The organism is Actinomadura verrucosospora, from assembly GCF_039540335.1.
In the GTDB taxonomy this organism is placed as follows: Bacteria; Actinomycetota; Actinomycetes; order Streptosporangiales; family Streptosporangiaceae; genus Spirillospora; species Spirillospora verrucosospora.
Genome location: NZ_BAABEV010000030.1, coordinates 19271 through 36015, shown reverse-complemented (window position 1 = coordinate 36015; position 16745 = coordinate 19271). Strand labels below are relative to the sequence as shown.

Below are 16745 nucleotides of genomic sequence, written 5' to 3'. Positions count from 1 at the left end.
GCGCAATGCGCGCCGCGTCGTGCAGCCTCCCGGGCCGGGCGTCGGTAGCTTCCGGAGCGGGAGGTGCGAAACGGTGACCACGAGCCTCGATCAGCGCTCGCCGCTGGAGCCCTGGGCCGGCGTCCCCCGCGAGCTGTCCACCGTGTTCCGGCCCCATCTGGACGCCCTCGCCGAGGAGATGATCGAGGAGATCCTCGCCGGGATCCCCGAGTACTCCCGCCCGCAGGACGAGGAGTACGCGCGCCTCGTCCGGCTGGCCGTCGAGGGCGCGCTGCGCCAGTTCGTCGACCTCATCATGGACCCGGAGAGCTCCTGGGAGCCGGTCGCCGCCGTCTACCGGGAGATCGGCTGGGCGGAGGCGCGCGAGGGCCGCAACCTGGACATCCTGCAGACCTCGCTGCGGCTCGGCGCCCGCGTCGCCTGGCGAAGGCTCGCCGCCGAGTCCGAGCGGTACGACATCTCCCGCCGCACCCTCGCCGGCATCGCCGAGGCGATCTTCGCCTTCCTGGACGAGATCGCCCGCGCCGCCACCGAGGGCTACACCAAGGCCCGCGAGCAGGAAGCCGGCGAGCTGGAGCACCGACGCCGCCGGCTGCTCGACCTGCTGCTCGCCGAGCCGCCCGCCGCCCCGCAGGCCGTCGCCGACCTGGCCCGCCTCGCCCGGTGGCGCGTCCCGCGCACCGTCGCCGCCGTCGTCCTGTACGAGCGGGGGCGGCGGCCCTTCTCGCACCCGTCCCTGCCGCCCGACGTGCTCGCCGACGTCGACCGCCGCGAACCCTGCCTCCTCGTGCCCGACCCGGAGGGCCCGGGGCGCGGCCGGATGCTGGAGTCGGCGCTGCGCGACTGGGTCGCCGCGCTCGGCCCGACCGTCCGCACCGAGGACGCGGCCAGGTCGCTGCGCTGGGCCCGGGAGGCGCTGCCGCTCGCGCGCCGCGGCGTCCTGCCGTCCGACCGGCTGATCCGCTGCGCCGAGCACATGCCGGCGCTCGTCGTCTTCAAGGACGAGGAGCTGGTCCGCGCCGTCGCCGAGCTGCGGCTCGCACCGCTGAAGGAGGTCCGGCCCCGGCACCGCGAGCGGCTCATGCGCACGCTGCTGGCCTGCCTGCAGAACGGGTTCAACGCCACCGAGGTCGCGAACCGGCTGCACGTCCACCCGCAGACCGTCCGGTACCGGCTGCACCAGCTGGAGGAGCTGTTCGGCGAGCGGATGTACGAGCCGGAGCTGCGGCTGGAACTGGAGATGGTGCTGACCGTCCGGCTCTCCGGGCCCCCGGCGGCGGCTCAATCAAACGATTGACCGGGACGGTCGGAGCGCCTAGCTTGGGCGGATGAGCAGCACCGACTCCGGACGAGACCGGATCATCGAGGCCGCCACCCGGCTGTTCGCGGCCCTCGGCTACGACGGCACGTCCACCCGGATGATCGCCGAGGCCGCCGGGCTGAACGTCGCGACCGTGGCCTACCACGTCGGCGGGAAGCGCGACCTGTACCTCATCGTCATGGAGCGCGCCCACCGGGCCGAGCGGCAGGTGCTGGAGGAGGCCCTCGCCGAGATGACCCCGGACCTGGAGGGCGTCCTCACCCTCGTCGACCGGTACGTCGAACTCTGCATGGCGCGGCCCGAGATCCCCGCGCTGTGGATGCACCGCTGGCTGTCGGACGCCGCCGACGTCGCGCATCTCGACGACGACTACGTCCGGCCGCTGATGGAGATCGTCAGCGGGGCCGTCCGCGGGGTCGTCGGTGAGGAGGTCGACCTCGACTTCCTCGTGTGGACGGTCGTCTGGTGCACGCACGGGTTCGGCTCCGGCGGCCTCCTCGACCAGCAGGGGAAACGCCGGAAACTGGACGACCCGGAGGCGGTCGCCCGGTTCCGCGCCCACATGCGCCGGACGGTCGCCGCGGCGATCAGCCCGCCCGCCGGCAGCCCCGGATGAGCGGTGCGCTGCCCCGGCGGCGGCTCCTCGGCTACGGCGTCGGCTCGATCGGCACCGGCGTGTTCTCCTCGGTCCCCGGCCTCCTGCTCCTCTACTACCTCACCGACGTCCTCGGCGTGTCCGCCGCGATCGCCGGGGCCGTCCTCGTGGTCCCGAAAGCCTGGGACGTGCTCCTCAACCCGGTCGTCGGCGCCGCCAGCGACCGCGAGGCCGTCCGGACAGGCCGCCGCACCCGCTTCCTGCTGCTGGGCGCGCTGACCCTGCCGGTCCTCTTCGCCGCGATGTTCGCCGTGCCGGTCGACTCGCCCGGGTTCGCGGCCGGCTGGGCCGCACTCATGTTCCTGCTGGCCGCCAGTGCGTTCGCGTGTTTCCAGGTGCCGTACGTGGCGCTGCCCGCGGAGATCTCCGGCGAGCCGTCCGAGCGGGGCCGGGCGATGGCGTGGCGGGTCGTCTGCCTGACGGTCGGCATCCTGGTCGCGGGCGGGCTCGCGCCCGTCCTGACCGGCGCCGCTGGGGGAGGGCGCGCGGGATACGCCCTGATGGGGGCCGTGATCGGACTCGTCATGGGCGCGGCGATGGTGGCGAGCACGCTGGCCACCCGCTGGATCCCGTCCCGTCCGGGGCCGCACCCGCTCGGCCTCGCCGCCGCGCTGCGCACCGCGCGCGGCAACCGCCCGTTCTTCCTGCTGCTCGGCGCGCACGTCGGGAACACCCTCGCCGTCGCGATCATGCTGGCGGGCGCGCCGTACGTCGCGACGTACCGGCTGGACGACTACGGGCTCACCTCGGCGATGTTCGTCTGCATGGTCGCGCCGAGCGCGTTCGCGGTCCCGCTGTGGCGGTGGCTGGCGCGCCGGTACGGGGAGGTCGGCTGCTACGCGGCGGCGCTGGTGGTGTTCGCCGCGACCGGCGTCGCCGCCTACCCGCTCATCACGTCCACCGCCGGGGTCCTGGCCCTCAGCGCCCTGGTCGGCGTCTGCTACGCGGCCGTGCAGCTGCTTCCCCTGTCGCTGATGCCCGAGACCGTCCACGCCGACGCCGGGCGGACGGGCCACGCGCAGTCCGGCGCCTTCACCGGGCTGTGGACGGCGGCGGAGACGGGTGCGCTCGCCCTCGGGCCCGGCGTGTTCGCGCTGATCCTGGCCGCCTCGTCGTTCCAGTCCTCCGACCTCGACACCCCCGTCGTCCAGCCGGAGTCGGCCCTCACCGGGCTGACCGCCGGGTTCACGCTCGTCCCGGCCGCTCTGCTGCTGCTCAGCGTCCCCCTCCTGCTGGCCTACCGCCGGCAGGCCGCCGTCCACCGCCCGATCGAGGGAACACCGGAACATGCCGTCTGAACGCCTTCCCGAAGCCGGGCGCCCCGGCGCCGAACTGCTCGACGAACTCGCCGGTCTGCGGAGCGCCGACCTGCCCGTGCGCGGCGGCCAGGTCACCGCCTACGTCTACGACACCGGGCGGGAGGCCGTGCACGACCTCGCCGCCACCGCCTACCAGGAGATGCTGGAGGTCAACTGCCTGGACCCGACGGCGTTCCCGAGCATCGTCGCGCTCGAACGACAGATCGTCGGCTGCGTCGCGGACAAGCTGGGCGGCGGCACCGGCGTCTTCACCAGCGGCGGCACCGAGTCGATCATGCTGGCGGTGAAGGCGGCGCGGGACGCCCGGCCGGTGGAGGGAACGCCGCAGATCGTCCTGCCGACGACCGCGCACCCCGCGTTCCACAAGGCCGCGCACTATCTCGGCCTTGAGGTCGTGCACGTTCCCGTCGACGACGCGTTCCGCGCCGACCCGGCCGCGACCGCCGCCGCGCTCACGCCCCGCACGGTGCTGGTCGTCGCGTCGGCGCCGTCCTATCCGCAGGGCGTCATGGACCCCGTCCCGGAGATCGCCTCCATCGCGGCGTCCGCCGGGGTGCCGTGCCACGTGGACGCCTGCGTCGGCGGCTGGGTGCTGCCCTGGCTGCGCGACGCCGGACGGGACGTCCCGCCGTTCGACCTGTCCGTGCCGGGCGTGACGTCCCTGTCCTGCGACCTGCACAAGTACGGCTACTCGCCCAAGGGGGCATCGGTCGTGCTGTTCGCGGACGAGTCGCTCCGCCGCCGCGCCTACTTCGCGTCCGCGGAATGGCCCGGCTACACCGTCATCAACGCGGGCGTGCAGAGCAGCAAGAGCGCCGGGCCGCTGGGCGCGGCGTGGGCGACCCTCATGGCGGTCGGCGCCCGCGGCTACCGCGACCTCGCCGCGTCCGCGATGGCGGCGGCCGAGCGGCTGGCCGCGGGCGTCGCCGGGATTCCGGGCCTGCGGGTGCTCGGCGAGCCCGCCGCCCCCCTCGTCGCCGTGGCCTCGACCGATCCGGCGCTGGACGTGTTCGTCGTCGCCGACGAGGCCCGCGCACGCGGCTGGTTCTTCCAGCCGCAGCTGTCCTACCAGGGCATCCCGCCGAACCTGCACTTCACGCTCACCGGAGTCAGCGACGTCGGCGCGCTCCTCGCGGCGCTCGCCGACGCGGTGAAGGCCGCCCGCGACGCCGGGCCGCCGGACGTCCCGTCCGGCCTGGTCGACGCGCTCGCCGGCCTGGAGCTCGACAGCCTCGACGACGCCGGATTCGCGGGGCTGCTCGCGTCGGTCGGCGTCGACCTCGCGGGCGGCGCGGAGCCCGAGATGGCCATGGTCAACGCCATCCTGGACGCCCTGCCGCCCGCCACCCGCGAGGCCCTGCTGATCCGCTTCCTGTCGGCGCTGTACGCGTGACCCCCGACGCGCCTAGCCGAGGCGCGTCAGCCGCTTGACGATGGACGGGGGCCGTCCCGTGCCGACCTCCACCGGCACCCGGGCGGCGCCCGCCTCCACGACACCGGCCTTCGTGCCGCGCGCGGGCTCGGCGGGCGGGTCGCCGTCGAAGCGGACGGGCACGGTGAGGCCGGGCCAGCCGACGACGTTCACCGGCGACGCGGCGGTCAGCGCCTTGCGGCCGCCGAGGCCGTCCTCCAGCCAGGCGACCCTCTGCCCGGGGCGCGCCAGCGGCACCGCGACCATGGCCTGCTCGGCCGCGACGAGGATGCCCTCCGCCGTGTTGACGGCGTCGGCCGCGCTGGGGGAGCGCTGCCCCATCACCGCGCCCACGATCAGGGTCTGCGTGCCGCCGACGTCCCGGCGCGCGGCGAACACGTAGTTGCCGCCCGCCGCGTCCGTGTACCCGGTCTTGCCGCCGACCACGCCGTTGCGTCCCAGGATGAAGTTGCCGCCCTGCCGCGGGGAGCCGCCGCCGTCCGGCACGTACATCCGGTTGTTCACGATCTCGGTGAACGCCGGGATCTCCATCGCCGCCCGCAGCAGCCTCACCTGGTCGGCGGCCGTGCTGACGGTGCCGGAGTGGTAGCCGCTCGGGTCGGTGTAGCGCGTGCCGGTCATGCCGAGGCGCTTCGCCGCGGCGTTCATCTTCGCCACGAACGCCTGGTCGCTCCCGGAGTCCCAGCGCGCCAGCTCGTGCGCCACGTCGTTCGCCGAGATGATGAGCAGGGCCTCCAGGGCCTTGCGCTGCGTCAGCCGCTGGTTCGCCGTGACTCCGAGCAGCGACTCGCCGCGCCGCTTGCGCGCCGGGATCTGCGCCGCCGCCTGCGGTGACACCGTCAGCACCGGCCCCGCCTCGCCGGACTTCAGCGGGTGGTCGTTCAGGTACACGTAGGCCGTCATCACCTTGGCGACGCTCGCCGTGGGCGTCGGCACCGCCCCGCCGGACGAGCCCATCGTCCCGACCCCGTCCACGTAGAGCACCGCCTGGCCCACCGCTGGCCACGGCAGCGCCGGGGCCTGGCCGGGGAAGGTGTGGCTCGACGCGAGGGTCATCCGCACCGTCGGGTCGGGCGGCGGCCGCAGCAGCTGCCCGGCCACGACCCCGGCCACGAGGACCAGCATGGCCGCGACGACGACGAGCCAGCGCCGCTTGCCCTTCCGCTTCTCCGCCTCGGCGGGCGCGGCCGGGTACGGCGGCTGAGCCGGTTGAGCCGGTTGAGCCGGTTGGACGGGCTGCGAGGGCTGTGCGGGTTGTGCGGGTTGTGCGGGCGATGCCGTCCCGTCCCAGGGCACGCTCCACTGGCCGGACGTCCGCGCCGCCGGAGCAGGGAGCGAGGCCTCCCAGGGGCCGCCCTGCGCCGACAGATCCGGCAACCGCTCGACCCGCGTAGGCCCGGCGGACGAGGAGGCGCCGCCGCGGACGTCGCCGGGCGCCTCCGGCCACATGGCCGGTGCGGCCGCGGCGTGGGGGCGTTCGATCTCGGGCGGCGCGGGAGGCCGGTGCGGGGCGGGCAGCGCCCGGTCGCTCCGCGTCTCCTGGGCGTCGCCGGGGCGTTCCCGGTGTTGCGGCGGTGCGGGCGCGGTGCGCGGGGCAGCGCCTTGGGGGTGCTCGGTCTCCGGGGGTGCGGCGCGCCGGGCGGGGGCGGGCGGCGCGGCGTTGGCGCGCGCCTCGTGGACGTCGCCCGGCGCCTGCCGCCCGGCCGGTGCGGGCGCCCTCGGGGGGCGTTCCCCCTGGGGAGGCGGCGCTTGCCGCGACGGAGCCACCGGCGCCGCGCCTGCACGGGGCTCGCGGACGTCGCCAGGTGCGCCCTGCTGCGCCGCCGGCGCGGGCGCGCCTTGCGGACGTTCGGCGTCGGGCGGTTCGGGGCGAGCCCGCCTGCCGCGCGGTCGGTGGACGTCGCCCGGGTGTTCCTGGTGTTGCGGTGGCGCGGGGACGGCGTGCGGAGCCCCGCCCTGAGGGCGTTCGGCGTCAGAGGGGGGCGCGTGCCGACGCCCCCTGGCGGGCGGAGCCGTGCCGGGGCCGGCCTCGGAGGCGTCGCCCGCCGCTTCCCGCTGTGCCTCCGGCTTGGGGGCGCCCTCGGGATGCTCGGCCGCGGGACGTATCGCGTGGCGTCCGCTGCTTCGGGGGGAGACGGCCGGAGGCGGGTCGTCGTCGGGCTTCGGCGGCGCGGCATGGCGCTGTCGCGGGGCGCTGCGCGGCTCGCGGGCGTCGTCGGTGCGCTCCTGCGGTTCCGCCGGTGCGGCGGCGGCACGGTCCTGCCGGGGCGCGGTGGTTCGGGCGTCGTCGTCCTTGGGGCGCTCTTCGGCCGGTGACTGCTCCGCAGGGGAGGAGGTGTCGTCCTCCTGGGCGGGCTCCTCATCCTGGACGGAGCGGGACGTGGGCCGCCAGGGCTCGGTCTCCGGGGGCGGAGCAGCAGCGGCGGAAGGCGCCTCCTGCTCGGGCTCCTCGTCCGGGGGAGGAGGCGTGAACTGGACGTACCAGGTGGGGCCCGCCGGCTTCTCGGCCGCCTCGTCGCCGCCCTCGTCGCCGCCCTCGTCCGAGGTCTCGCCGGCGGCCTCGTCCGCAGCCTCGTCCACGACCTCGTCCGCGACCTCGTCCGCGACCTCGTCCGCAGCCTCGTCGCCGGGCTCGTCCCGAGGCTCGGCGGGACGGCGGACGGCGATGTCCGGACGGGTCAGGTTGACCTTCACCGGCACGCGGAACTCGGCGGTTCCGTTGCGCGCCGGTTCCGCGTCGAGCTCGGCGTCGTCGCCCACGTGCAGACCCCCTCTGCTCGTCCCTGACAGGCGGCGGAGCGGTCCTGCCGACAACCCCGTGCGTATAGAGGATGCGCATTTTATCGGGAAGGTTCGCCAGGATCCGTATCGGCGCGCGCCGTGTCGCCGTGAACCTGGTGCGGGGTTCGCGGAGATACATCGCTGACAACGTCCCCCCACGGGAAGGCCCGGTGCGCATGCCATGGTGGCCGCGATGACCGTTCCCCCGACGGCTCGGGAGGGCGACGCCGATCTCGTCGAGAGATCGCTCGCCGACCCCGAGGCGTTCGCCGCGCTGTTCGACCGCTACTCAGCGATGATCTACCGGTACGTCTCCCGCAGGCTCGGGCCGGAGGCGGCGGAGGACGTCGTCGGGGAGACGTTCCTGGTCGCGTTCAGCAAGCGGAACCGCTACGACCTGGAGCAGCGTGACGCGCGGCCGTGGCTGTTCGGCATCGCGACGAAGCTGGTGGCGCGGCACCACCGGGCGGAGGCCGCGCGCTACCGGGCACTGCGGCGCAGCCCCGTGGACGGCCCCGTCGAGGGGCCCGACGACCGCGTCGCGGCCGGGGTGACCGCGTCGGCGACCCGCCCCGCGCTGGCGGCGGCGCTGTCCGGCCTGGCGCGCCGCGACCTGGACGTCCTGCTCCTGGTGGCCTGGGGCGACCTGTCCTACGAGGAGGCGGCGCGGGCGCTCGGCATCCCGGTCGGCACGGTCCGCTCCCGCCTCAACCGGGCGCGGCGCAAGGTGCGCGCGGCGCTCGGCGACACCGACCCGACCCGCGAGGAGGCGTGACCATGGACGATCTCGACCTGATCCGCGGCCTCGGCCGCGACCTGGAGCACGAGCCGCCGCCGTCCCTCGCCCGCCAGCGCGGCCGGCTGCTGGACGAGGCGCGGCACGGGCGCCGCGGCAGGGGGCGCTGGACGGGCATGGCGGGAGTGACGGGCATGGCAGGGGTGACGGGCATGGTGCGGTGGACGCTGCTCGGCGTGGTCGCGGCGGTGACGGCCGCGGCGATCCTCGTCCCGGCGGTCCTCCTGCACGGGCGGGACGCGCGGCCGGCGGCGACCGGCTCGACCGCGCCCGCCGCGGGCACGGCGCTGAACGTGCTGGTCATCGGGCTGGACGCCCGCTACGGCGGCGCGTCGCGCTCGGACACCCTGATGCTCGTGCACGTCCCCGCCGACCGGAAGAGGCCGCGGGTGGTGAGCATCCCGCGGGACGTGCTCGTGCCGATGCCCGCCTGCGGCCGGGCCGGAGGGCGGCAGGCGCTGGTCAACACGGCGTTCCCGAGGGGCGGCGCCGCCTGCACGCGCAGGACGGTGGAGTCGCTGACCGGCGTCCGGATCGACCAGACCATAGTGATCGACTTCGGTGGTTTCACGCGGATGGTGGACGCCCTCGGCGGGGTGGAGGTGACGCTGCCGACGGCGGTCGACGACGCCAAGTCGGGGCTGAGCCTTCCCCCGGGCCGGCACCGGCTGAGAGGGAAGCAGGCGCTCGCCTACGTCCGGACCAGGCACGGCCTCGGGGACGGCTCGGACCTCGACCGCGTCCGGCGCCAGCAGCAGTTCCTCGCCTCGGCGGCGCGGCAGGCCGGGGTGGTCATGGCGAAGGACCCGATCCGGTTCGCGCGCTTCCTCGCCGTCGCGGCCCGTTCGATCGACAGCACGCCGCGGCTGGACGCCGGGGCGCTGCGCGCGCTCGCGCGCGGGTACGACGGGAGCGGCGGCGTCGCCGCGGCCACGATCCCCGTCCGTCCCGCCCCCTCGGACCCGAACCGGCTCGTGCTGGACGAGGCCGCCGCCCGGAGGGTGCTCGCGCCCTTCCTGACGCGATGAGTGACGCCCGGTCTGAGGGGTAGGGGCCGCATCGTTCCCGGCTACGACCCACGAGCAAGGAGTGAGTGAGCGATGGCCACGAAAGTCCGCGACATCATGACCGGCTCGCCTACGTCGGTGTCGCCGGAGCTCGACATCGTCACCGTGGCGCGCGCGATGCGCGACGAGGAGATCGGTGCGGTCCTGGTGGCGGAGGGCGACGACCTGAAGGGCGTCGTCACCGACCGCGACCTGGTGGTGCGCGGGCTCGCCGCGGGCGGCGACCCCGCCCAGGCCAAGATCGGCCAGATCGCCAGCAAGGTGACCGCGACGGTGGGGCCCGACGACTCCCTCGACAAGGCCGCGCAGATCATGCGCGAGCGGTCCGTCCGGCGGCTCCCCGTCATCGAGGACGGCCGTCCGGTGGGCATCGTGTCCATCGGCGACCTGGCGATCGAGAAGGACTCGGCCTCGGCGCTCGCCGACATCAGCGCGGCGCGCTCCAACGGCTGACATGCCCGCCTACAGCACGGACAGGAGCAGCTCCAGTTCCTCGTCGGTGTTGTAGTAGTGCACGGAGGCCCGCACGGCCGACGGACGGGCGTGCGGGTCGTATCCGTGCGAGAGCGGGTCGGTCACGTTGACGTTGACGCCCCGCTCCCTGGCCGCCGCCTTGACGGCGGCCGGCTCGCGTCCGTCCACGGTGAACGTGACGATGCCGGACGGCCGCGCGCCCCGGTCCAGGACGGTGATCCCGGGCCGTTCGGCGAGTTCCTCCCTGAGCCGGGCGGCGAGGCCAAGGACGCGGTCCTCGATCCGCTCCATCCCGAGGCCGGCCGCGTAGTCGGCGGCGACGCCCAGCCCGATCTGCCCGGCGACGTGCCGTTCCCACGTCTCGAACCGCTGGGCGTCGTCGCGCAGCTCGAACCCGTCCGGCGCCTTCCAGTCGGCGGCCTGGAGGTCGAGGAACGGCGGGACGAGCGTCCGCAGGATGTCGCGCCGGACGTAGAGGAAGCCCGTGCCGCGCGGGCCGCGCAGGAACTTGCGCCCCGTCGCCGACAGGATGTCGCAGCCGATCTCCTCGACGTCCACGGCGAGATGCCCCACCGACTGGCACGCGTCCAGGAGAAACAGGACGCCGTGCGCGCGGCACAGCCGCCCGACCTCGGCGGCCGGGTTGATGAGCCCGTTGTGGGTGGGGATGTGGTTCAGCGACACCAGCCGGACGTCGCCCTTGGCGAGTTCGGCCTCCAGCGCGTCCAGCGAGAGGGTGCCATCGGCCTCGTCCGGGACGACCTCCACGCGGGCGCCCTTGGCCGCCGCCACCTGCTGGTAGGCGATCGCGTTGCTGGAGTACTCGCTCGTCGTCGTCAGGATGCGGTCGCCCTCGGCGAAGGGGATCGCGTAGAACGCCATGTCCCATGCCCGGGTGGCGTTCTCCACGAAGGCGATCTCGTCGGGGCGGGCGCCCAGCAGCCGGGCGACGGCGTCGTAGAAGTGCGCGATGGCCGCCTCGTTGCGTTCGGCGGCCTCGTATCCGCCGATCAGCGACTCCAGTTCGAAGTGCCCGGCGACGGCGTCGATGACGGGACGGGGCGGCAGCGCGGCCCCGGCGTTGTTGAGATGGGCCACCTTCGCGCAGCCGGGAGTGTCGGACCGGAGCTCGTCGATGTCCACAGGCAGCCTTCCCCTCGCGGAATTGTCGTACCCCCGCGGGACCCTGGGATCCTGCGGCGGCTTGACCTCAACCTTTCTTGAGGTCGCATGCTTGCTGTTCCAGGCTAACGATCACAGGGGTCTCCATGGACATGGAAGTCACGGCGTGGATGTCGCTGCACCACGCCATGAACGCGAGGGACAGCAGGCCGTTCTCCCGGGCGACGCTGGGCCGCATCGCCCGCTTCGCCCGCCCCCACCGGGGCATACTCACGGCCTTCCTCCTGCTCAGCGTGGTGATGGCGGTCATCGCCGTCGCGACGCCCGTCCTCGCCGGATGGGTCGTCAACGCGATCGTCGACCATGACTCCACGTCCACGGTCGTGTGGCTCGCCATCGTGATCGCGGTTCTGGCGCTGGCCGAGGGCTCCCTCGGGCTCCTCAACCGGTGGCTCTCCGCGCGCATCGGCGAGGGGCTGATCCTCGACCTGCGCACGTCCGTGTTCGACCACGTGCAGCGCATGCCGGTCGCGTTCTTCACCCGGACCCGCACCGGCGCCCTGGTCAGCCGGCTCAACAACGACGTGATCGGCGCCCAGCGCGCGTTCAGCGACACCCTCTCCGGAGTGGTCAGCAACCTCGTGACGGTGCTCCTCACCTTCGCCGTGATGGTGCGGATCTCCTGGCAGATCACTCTGCTGGCGCTGGTCCTGCTGCCCGTGTTCGTCCTCCCGGCCCGCCGGATGGGCTCCCGCCTGGCGAAGCTCGAACGCGAGGCCGCGGCGCACGACGCCGCGATGAGCACCCAGATGACCGAGCGGTTCTCCGCCCCCGGCGCGACGCTGGTGAAGCTGTTCGGGCGCCCGGCCCGAGAGTCGGCCGAGTTCGCCGCCCGGGCCCGCCGCGTCCGCGACATCGGCGTCCGCACCGCGATGGTGCAGCACGTCTTCATCACGGCGCTGACCATGGTCTCGGCGCTCGCCCTCGCGCTCGTCTACGGCGTCGGCGGGTTCCTGTCCCTGCGCGGCCACCTCGACGCCGGCGCCGTCGTCGCCCTCGCCCTGCTGCTCACCCGCCTCTACGCGCCGCTGACCGCCCTGGCCAGCTCCCGCGTCGAGGTGATGAGCGCGCTCGTCAGCTTCGAGCGGGTCTTCGAGGTGCTCGACCTCAAGCCGCTCGTCGCCGAGAAGCCCGAGCCCGGCGACGTGCCCGAGGGCCCGGTGGCCGTCGAGTTCGACCACGTCACCTTCGCCTACCCGTCGGCCGACAAGGTCTCCCTCGCCTCCCTCGAAGAGGTCGCCACCCTCGACACCCGGGGCGGCGTCGACGTCCTGCACGACATGTCGTTCCGCGCCGAGCCCGGCCAGATGGTCGCCCTGGTCGGCTCGTCCGGCGCGGGCAAGTCGACGATCGCGCAACTGCTGCCGCGCCTCTACGACGTCGACTCCGGCGCCGTCCGGCTCGGCGGCGTCGACGTCCGCGACCTGTCGTTCCAGGCCATCCGCGACACGCTCGGCATGGTGACGCAGGACGGGCACCTGTTCCACGAGTCGATCCGCGAGAACCTCCTGCTGGCCCGCCCCGAGGCGTCCGAGGAGGAGCTCTGGGACGTCCTGCGCCGCGCCCGGCTCGACGCCCTCATCGAGGGCCTGCCCGACGGCCTCGACACGATCGTCGGCGAGCGGGGCTACCGCCTGTCCGGCGGTGAGCGCCAGCGCCTCACCATCGCGCGGCTCCTGCTCGCCCGCCAGCGCGTCGTGATCCTCGACGAGGCCACCGCGCACCTCGACTCCACCTCCGAGGCCGCGGTCCAGGAGGCCCTCACCGAGGCCCTCGACGGCCGCACCGCCGTGGTCATCGCGCACCGCCTGTCGACGGTCCGCGCCGCCGACCTGATCCTCGTCGTGGAGAGCGGCCGCATCGTCGAGCGCGGCACGCACGAGGAGCTCCTCGCCGCGGACGGCCGCTACGCCGACCTCTACCACACCCAGTTCGCCGACGACCCGCCCCTGGAGCCCGTCGCCTGACCGAATGCCGCAACCGCCCCAGCCCGGAACCCCGCCCCCGCGCCCGCGCCCGCGCCTCCGCCCCCTCTCCGGGCGGGGGCGCGCTGTCGGTCTCCGCGCGGGCCGGGGCCACCGAACGCCTTCGCTCGTGCGCGAGTCGGCAGCGTCCGGAGGCGCGGCCGTGTCCGACATCCCGTGTGGTCGAGCCGCAGCACGGCCGAGTGGGCCGGTGCGGGGTTCTCGGCCAGGGCGGGTGGGTCAGGGAAGGTCGGTGAGGAGGTCGTGCAGGGCGCGGTGGATGTTGGAGCGCCAGCCGCTGCCCATGCCGCGGAAGGCGTGGGCGTTGACGGGGTCGCCCAAGTCGAAGCCCGCGTGCTCGACGAACAGGCGCGTACCGCGCCCCTCGGGCACGAGCCGCCACGTCACCGTCGTGTCGAGGCCGCCGCCGCGCCAGCTGATGCGCAGCAGTGCCGCGTCCTCGACGTCGAGGACGCGGCACGCGATCGTCCCGTCGAAGCCGACCGCCGGGATCGGCGTCGCGGTGAACGTGAAGCGGTGCCCGACGACGGCCTTGAAGTCGTTCGGCATCAGCCACCGGGCCAGCAGGTCCGGCTCGGTGAGCGCTCGCCACACCTTCGCCGGCGGATGCGGCAGGAACTCGTCCACCTCGATCGAGGAACGCTCACCACTCATGTTCTCCCTCTCCCATGTCTCATCTGGCGGAAACGGGCGACGGTGACGGCGCCCGACCTCAGGACGATCCCTGTGGTCTCGGTCGGCGCTCGCAAGACGTAGTGCCTGAGGCGCGCCGAGCCCTGAGGGAGGACCCGCGCCGCGCCGTCCGGTACGCGCCCACGTGCGCCACCGGGCCGAAGGGGCGGCCCTGTGGCCGGGGAAGCTTGCGGCCTTCGGGGCGCCGCCCCGACGTGGGTATGTGCGGACGGCGGGGCCGTTGCTCTCGGGCGGTGCCGTCACGTTATGACGATGCCCGTCACCGTGCGCGAATCCTAGGGTGCTCTCATGACGAATGGGGATATGCGCTACGGGCAGTGCGGCGCGTGCGGCGCCGGCGAGGTGTTCCAGGGCGAGTACGTGGCACAGAGCGGGCTCCGCAAGACGGGCGGGGGCTCGTTCGGGGGCAGGCACCTCACGCACAGAAGGCCCAGGCTGGTGCTGTGGTTCTCGTCGGCGAGGTCACAGGTCCTCCTCGTCCAGCAGGTCGCGCAGGCCGGAGAGCTTCTCCCGCCAGAACCGCTCGTACGGGGTGAGCCACTGCGAGAGCTCCCGCAGCGGCGCGGGCTCCAGGCTGTAGAGGCGCTGCCGGCCGTCGCGGCGCTCGCTGACCAGTCCGGCGTCGCGCAGCACCTTGAGGTGCTCCGACACGCTCGGGCGGCTCATCGCGAAGTGCGCCGCGAGGTCGTTGACCGGGCGCGGCCCGTCCAGCAGGAGGGCGGTGAGCTCCCGCCGGACGGGGCTGGCCAGGGCCGCGAAGACGTCCGCCGTCACCGCGCGGCCAGCACGATGCCGTTGCCGTCGGGGTCGGTCAGCGTGGCCTGACGGCCCCAGGGGAGGTCCTGCGGGCCTTCGACCCGCACACCCGCGTCGCGCAGGTGCTCGCAGTCCGCGTCGAGGTCGGTCGTCTCCAGCATCAGACCGTGCACGCCGCCGGGCGCCGCGCCGGGCACATGGTTCGCCAGGACGACGTTCGTCTCCGCGCCCTTCGGCGCCATCTGGAGCCAGCGCATCGGGCCCATCGAGCGGTCCATCACCACCTCGAAGCCGAGCTTGGTCGCGTAGAAGTCCCTGGCCGCGTCCTGGTCGGAGACCGGCACGGTCAGCAGCCGCACATGCGTGATGTTCATGCGCCCGAAGATATGTAGGAGTTTGCCTACATGTCAAGCGTAGGAGGATTCCTACGCGACGGCGCCATGTTTGCCGGGCGGGCCGGGTGGCAGGTTGAGGGCATGCGCGCCGTCACCTATGACTCCTATGCCACTGACAACTCCCGCCTGAAGGTCGGGGACGTCCCGGATCCGAAGGTCGGCCCGGGGCAGGTCCTGATCGAGGTCCGCGCGGCGGGGGTCAACCCCGTCGACTGGAAGGTCATGGCCGGCGGCCTGGACGGGATGATGGACACGATGTTCCCCGTCATCCCCGGCTGGGACGTCGCCGGTGTGGTGCGGGGCCGCGGCCCCGACACGCCGGAGTTCGCGGACGGCGACGAGGTCATGTCCTACGCCCGCAAGGACGTGGTCGGCGCCGGGACGTTCGCGCAGTATGTCGCCGTCGCGGCGGACGATGTGGCGCGCAAGCCCGCGTCTCTCGACTGGAACCAGGCCGGTGGGCTGCCGCTCGTCGGGATGACCGCGCAGCGTTCCCTCGACCGGCTGGAGGTCGGTCCGGGCGATGTCCTGCTGATCCACGCGGCGTCCGGCGGGGTGGGGAGCCAGGCCGTCCAGATCGCACGGGACCGCGGCGCCCGCGTCATCGGCACGGCCTCCGAGCGGAACCACGACTTCCTGCGCGGCCTCGGCGCCGAGCCCGTCGTCTACGGGGACGGCCTGGTCGAGCGCGTCCGCGACCTCGCGCCCGACGGGGTGACCGCCGTCGCCGACTTCGTGGGCGGCCAGCTCGACGCCACGCTCGCCGTCCTGGCGGAGGGCGGGCGGCACGTGTCGGTCGCCGACGACACGGTCGAACAGCACGGCGGCCACTGGATCTGGGTCCGCCCCAGCGGCGCGAAGCTGGCGGAGCTCGCGGCCATGGCCGACCACGGCGCGCTCACGGTGGAGGTCGCCGGGACGTACCCGCTGGAGAAGGTGGGCGAGGCCTTCGACGCCAGCCGCGGCGGGCACACGCGCGGCAAGCTCGTCATCACGCCGTAGCCGCGGGACGGCCCCGGGCGGCTAGATCGACTTGCGTGCCAGCCCGGCCTGGCGCGCCTTCTCCCGGCGCTTGTGCGCGGCCTGCCGCCGGGCCGTGTCCTGGGCCGCCCAGACCTCCGGCTGCATGTACATCAGCTCACCGGTGTCCGGGACGAGGATCACCCCGCCGAAGGGGTCGTCTCCGGCGAACCATACTCCGCGCTCGATCCCCCTCGGCCAACGGTCGGAGAACAGCGGCTCCCGGGCCGACATGCGCGGTGAGCCGGCGGCGCCCATGGTCAGGGACCGTACCCCGTTGCCGCGCAGGTTCGACTTCTTCACCGGGGAGCGGAACTCGAAGTCGTAGACCTTCAGTACGCGGTCGCACTTGCGTAGGTAGAGAATCTGGGGGAGCCAGAACCTCGTCCCCAGCAGCAGTGCCATCATGCCCGTGCCGACGAACGGGTAGAGGTAGCGGACGTCCACGGCGAGCGGCACGACGACCATCGGGGCGCCGACCGCCACCAGCACGAGGTAACGCCCGATCAGGACCTTGTAGTGGTGCTTCACCGGGCCCCGGCGGTCGGTGCCGTCCGTGGCGTAGGGGACGGCACGGCGGAACGGCCCTTCGAGCAGCACGTGCAGCGCCATGAGCACCACGCACGCGAGCCCGAGCATCCCGGGGATCCCGAGCCACCAGAAGTCGTCGCTGAAGGCCGGCAGGACGAGCCCGTAGGAGATCGCGTAGCCCGGGACGAGCCAGGCCGCCCACCTCGGCCGGCTCGGCGGGCCGACCGTCGCCCGCCCTTCCGTCGCCTGCCCTTCCAGCGATGGCTCTTCGCCGGGCGCGGCCGAAGGTTCCGGCATGTGCTCCCTCCCTTCCGCCCGCCATGTCCGAAGATCGCGTG

General features: G+C 74.1%; 15 protein-coding genes. 9 read left to right on the top strand and 6 right to left on the bottom strand.

Annotated features, from left to right (window positions below; genetic code table 11):
• The first annotated feature begins 73 nt into the window (after window positions 1-73).
• From ABD944_RS27675 to ABD944_RS27660, 4 genes are read left to right on the top strand one after another with little or no spacing between them, the layout of a single operon-like run.
• Window positions 74-1297: a PucR family transcriptional regulator gene (locus tag ABD944_RS27675; protein WP_345181586.1), complete on the top strand. Its 1224-nt coding sequence runs from the start codon at window positions 74-76 to the stop codon at window positions 1295-1297.
• A gap of 31 nt (window positions 1298-1328) precedes the next feature.
• The gene (locus tag ABD944_RS27670) at window positions 1329-1937 is read left to right on the top strand and encodes a TetR/AcrR family transcriptional regulator (RefSeq protein ID WP_345181583.1); all 609 of its coding nucleotides are present in this window, start codon (window positions 1329-1331) and stop codon (window positions 1935-1937) included.
• On the top strand, window positions 1934-3274 hold the full coding sequence (locus ABD944_RS27665; protein ID WP_345181581.1) for an MFS transporter: 1341 nt from the start codon (window positions 1934-1936) through the stop codon (window positions 3272-3274). Before ABD944_RS27670 ends, ABD944_RS27665 begins: the two co-directional genes overlap by 4 nt.
• Entirely contained in the window at window positions 3264-4688 is a 1425-nt protein-coding gene (locus ABD944_RS27660) for a pyridoxal phosphate-dependent decarboxylase family protein (RefSeq protein ID WP_345181578.1), read from the top strand. The genes ABD944_RS27665 and ABD944_RS27660 overlap by 11 nt, the downstream gene beginning before the upstream one ends.
• Window positions 4689-4700: 12 nt before the next feature.
• On the opposite strand, the gene ABD944_RS27655 is transcribed toward ABD944_RS27660, so the two are convergent.
• Window positions 4701-7487, bottom strand: coding sequence for a hypothetical protein (locus ABD944_RS27655; protein WP_345181576.1), 2787 nt, complete (start codon window positions 7485-7487; stop codon window positions 4701-4703).
• Window positions 7488-7701: 214 nt separating this feature from the next.
• On the opposite strand from ABD944_RS27655, the gene ABD944_RS27650 reads away from it, so the two are divergent.
• The 3 genes from ABD944_RS27650 to ABD944_RS27640 all read left to right on the top strand — a co-directional run bounded on the left by ABD944_RS27650 (window position 7702) and on the right by ABD944_RS27640 (window position 9824).
• On the top strand, window positions 7702-8283 hold the full coding sequence (locus ABD944_RS27650) for an RNA polymerase sigma factor (protein WP_345181573.1): 582 nt from the start codon (window positions 7702-7704) through the stop codon (window positions 8281-8283).
• Window positions 8284-8285: 2 nt separating this feature from the next.
• Window positions 8286-9332, top strand: coding sequence for an LCP family protein (locus ABD944_RS27645; protein ID WP_345181571.1), 1047 nt, complete (start codon window positions 8286-8288; stop codon window positions 9330-9332).
• 72 nt (window positions 9333-9404) lie between these two features.
• On the top strand, window positions 9405-9824 hold the full coding sequence (locus ABD944_RS27640; protein WP_345181569.1) for a CBS domain-containing protein: 420 nt from the start codon (window positions 9405-9407) through the stop codon (window positions 9822-9824).
• Between the two features lie 9 nt (window positions 9825-9833).
• On the opposite strand, the gene ABD944_RS27635 is transcribed toward ABD944_RS27640, so the two are convergent.
• Window positions 9834-10988: an aminotransferase class V-fold PLP-dependent enzyme gene (locus ABD944_RS27635; RefSeq protein ID WP_345181567.1), complete on the bottom strand. Its 1155-nt coding sequence runs from the start codon at window positions 10986-10988 to the stop codon at window positions 9834-9836.
• Window positions 10989-11113: 125 nt separating this feature from the next.
• On the opposite strand from ABD944_RS27635, the gene ABD944_RS27630 reads away from it, so the two are divergent.
• A complete protein-coding gene (locus ABD944_RS27630) occupies window positions 11114-12994 on the top strand; it encodes an ABC transporter ATP-binding protein (protein WP_345181565.1) in 1881 nt (626 codons plus the stop codon).
• Window positions 12995-13231: 237 nt separating this feature from the next.
• Here ABD944_RS27630 and ABD944_RS27625 read toward each other — a convergent pair whose 3' ends face one another.
• The 3 genes from ABD944_RS27625 to ABD944_RS27615 form a co-directional block, all read right to left on the bottom strand.
• Window positions 13232-13666: an SRPBCC family protein gene (locus tag ABD944_RS27625; protein WP_345181562.1), complete on the bottom strand. Its 435-nt coding sequence runs from the start codon at window positions 13664-13666 to the stop codon at window positions 13232-13234.
• A 501-nt stretch (window positions 13667-14167) separates the two neighbouring features.
• Entirely contained in the window at window positions 14168-14479 is a 312-nt protein-coding gene (locus ABD944_RS27620; protein WP_345181560.1) for an ArsR/SmtB family transcription factor, read from the bottom strand.
• On the bottom strand, window positions 14476-14835 hold the full coding sequence (locus tag ABD944_RS27615; protein WP_345181557.1) for a VOC family protein: 360 nt from the start codon (window positions 14833-14835) through the stop codon (window positions 14476-14478). The genes ABD944_RS27620 and ABD944_RS27615 overlap by 4 nt, the downstream gene beginning before the upstream one ends.
• Before the next feature lie 102 nt (window positions 14836-14937).
• Here ABD944_RS27615 and ABD944_RS27610 point away from each other — a divergent pair, with 102 nt between their 5' ends.
• Window positions 14938-15858, top strand: a complete 921-nt coding sequence (locus tag ABD944_RS27610) for an NADP-dependent oxidoreductase (protein WP_345181555.1) — start codon at window positions 14938-14940, stop codon at window positions 15856-15858.
• A 21-nt stretch (window positions 15859-15879) separates the two neighbouring features.
• Here the strand turns inward: ABD944_RS27610 and ABD944_RS27605 are convergent, their stop codons facing one another.
• The gene (locus tag ABD944_RS27605; RefSeq protein ID WP_345181553.1) at window positions 15880-16704 is read right to left on the bottom strand and encodes a hypothetical protein; all 825 of its coding nucleotides are present in this window, start codon (window positions 16702-16704) and stop codon (window positions 15880-15882) included.
• Window positions 16705-16745: the final 41 nt, after the last annotated feature.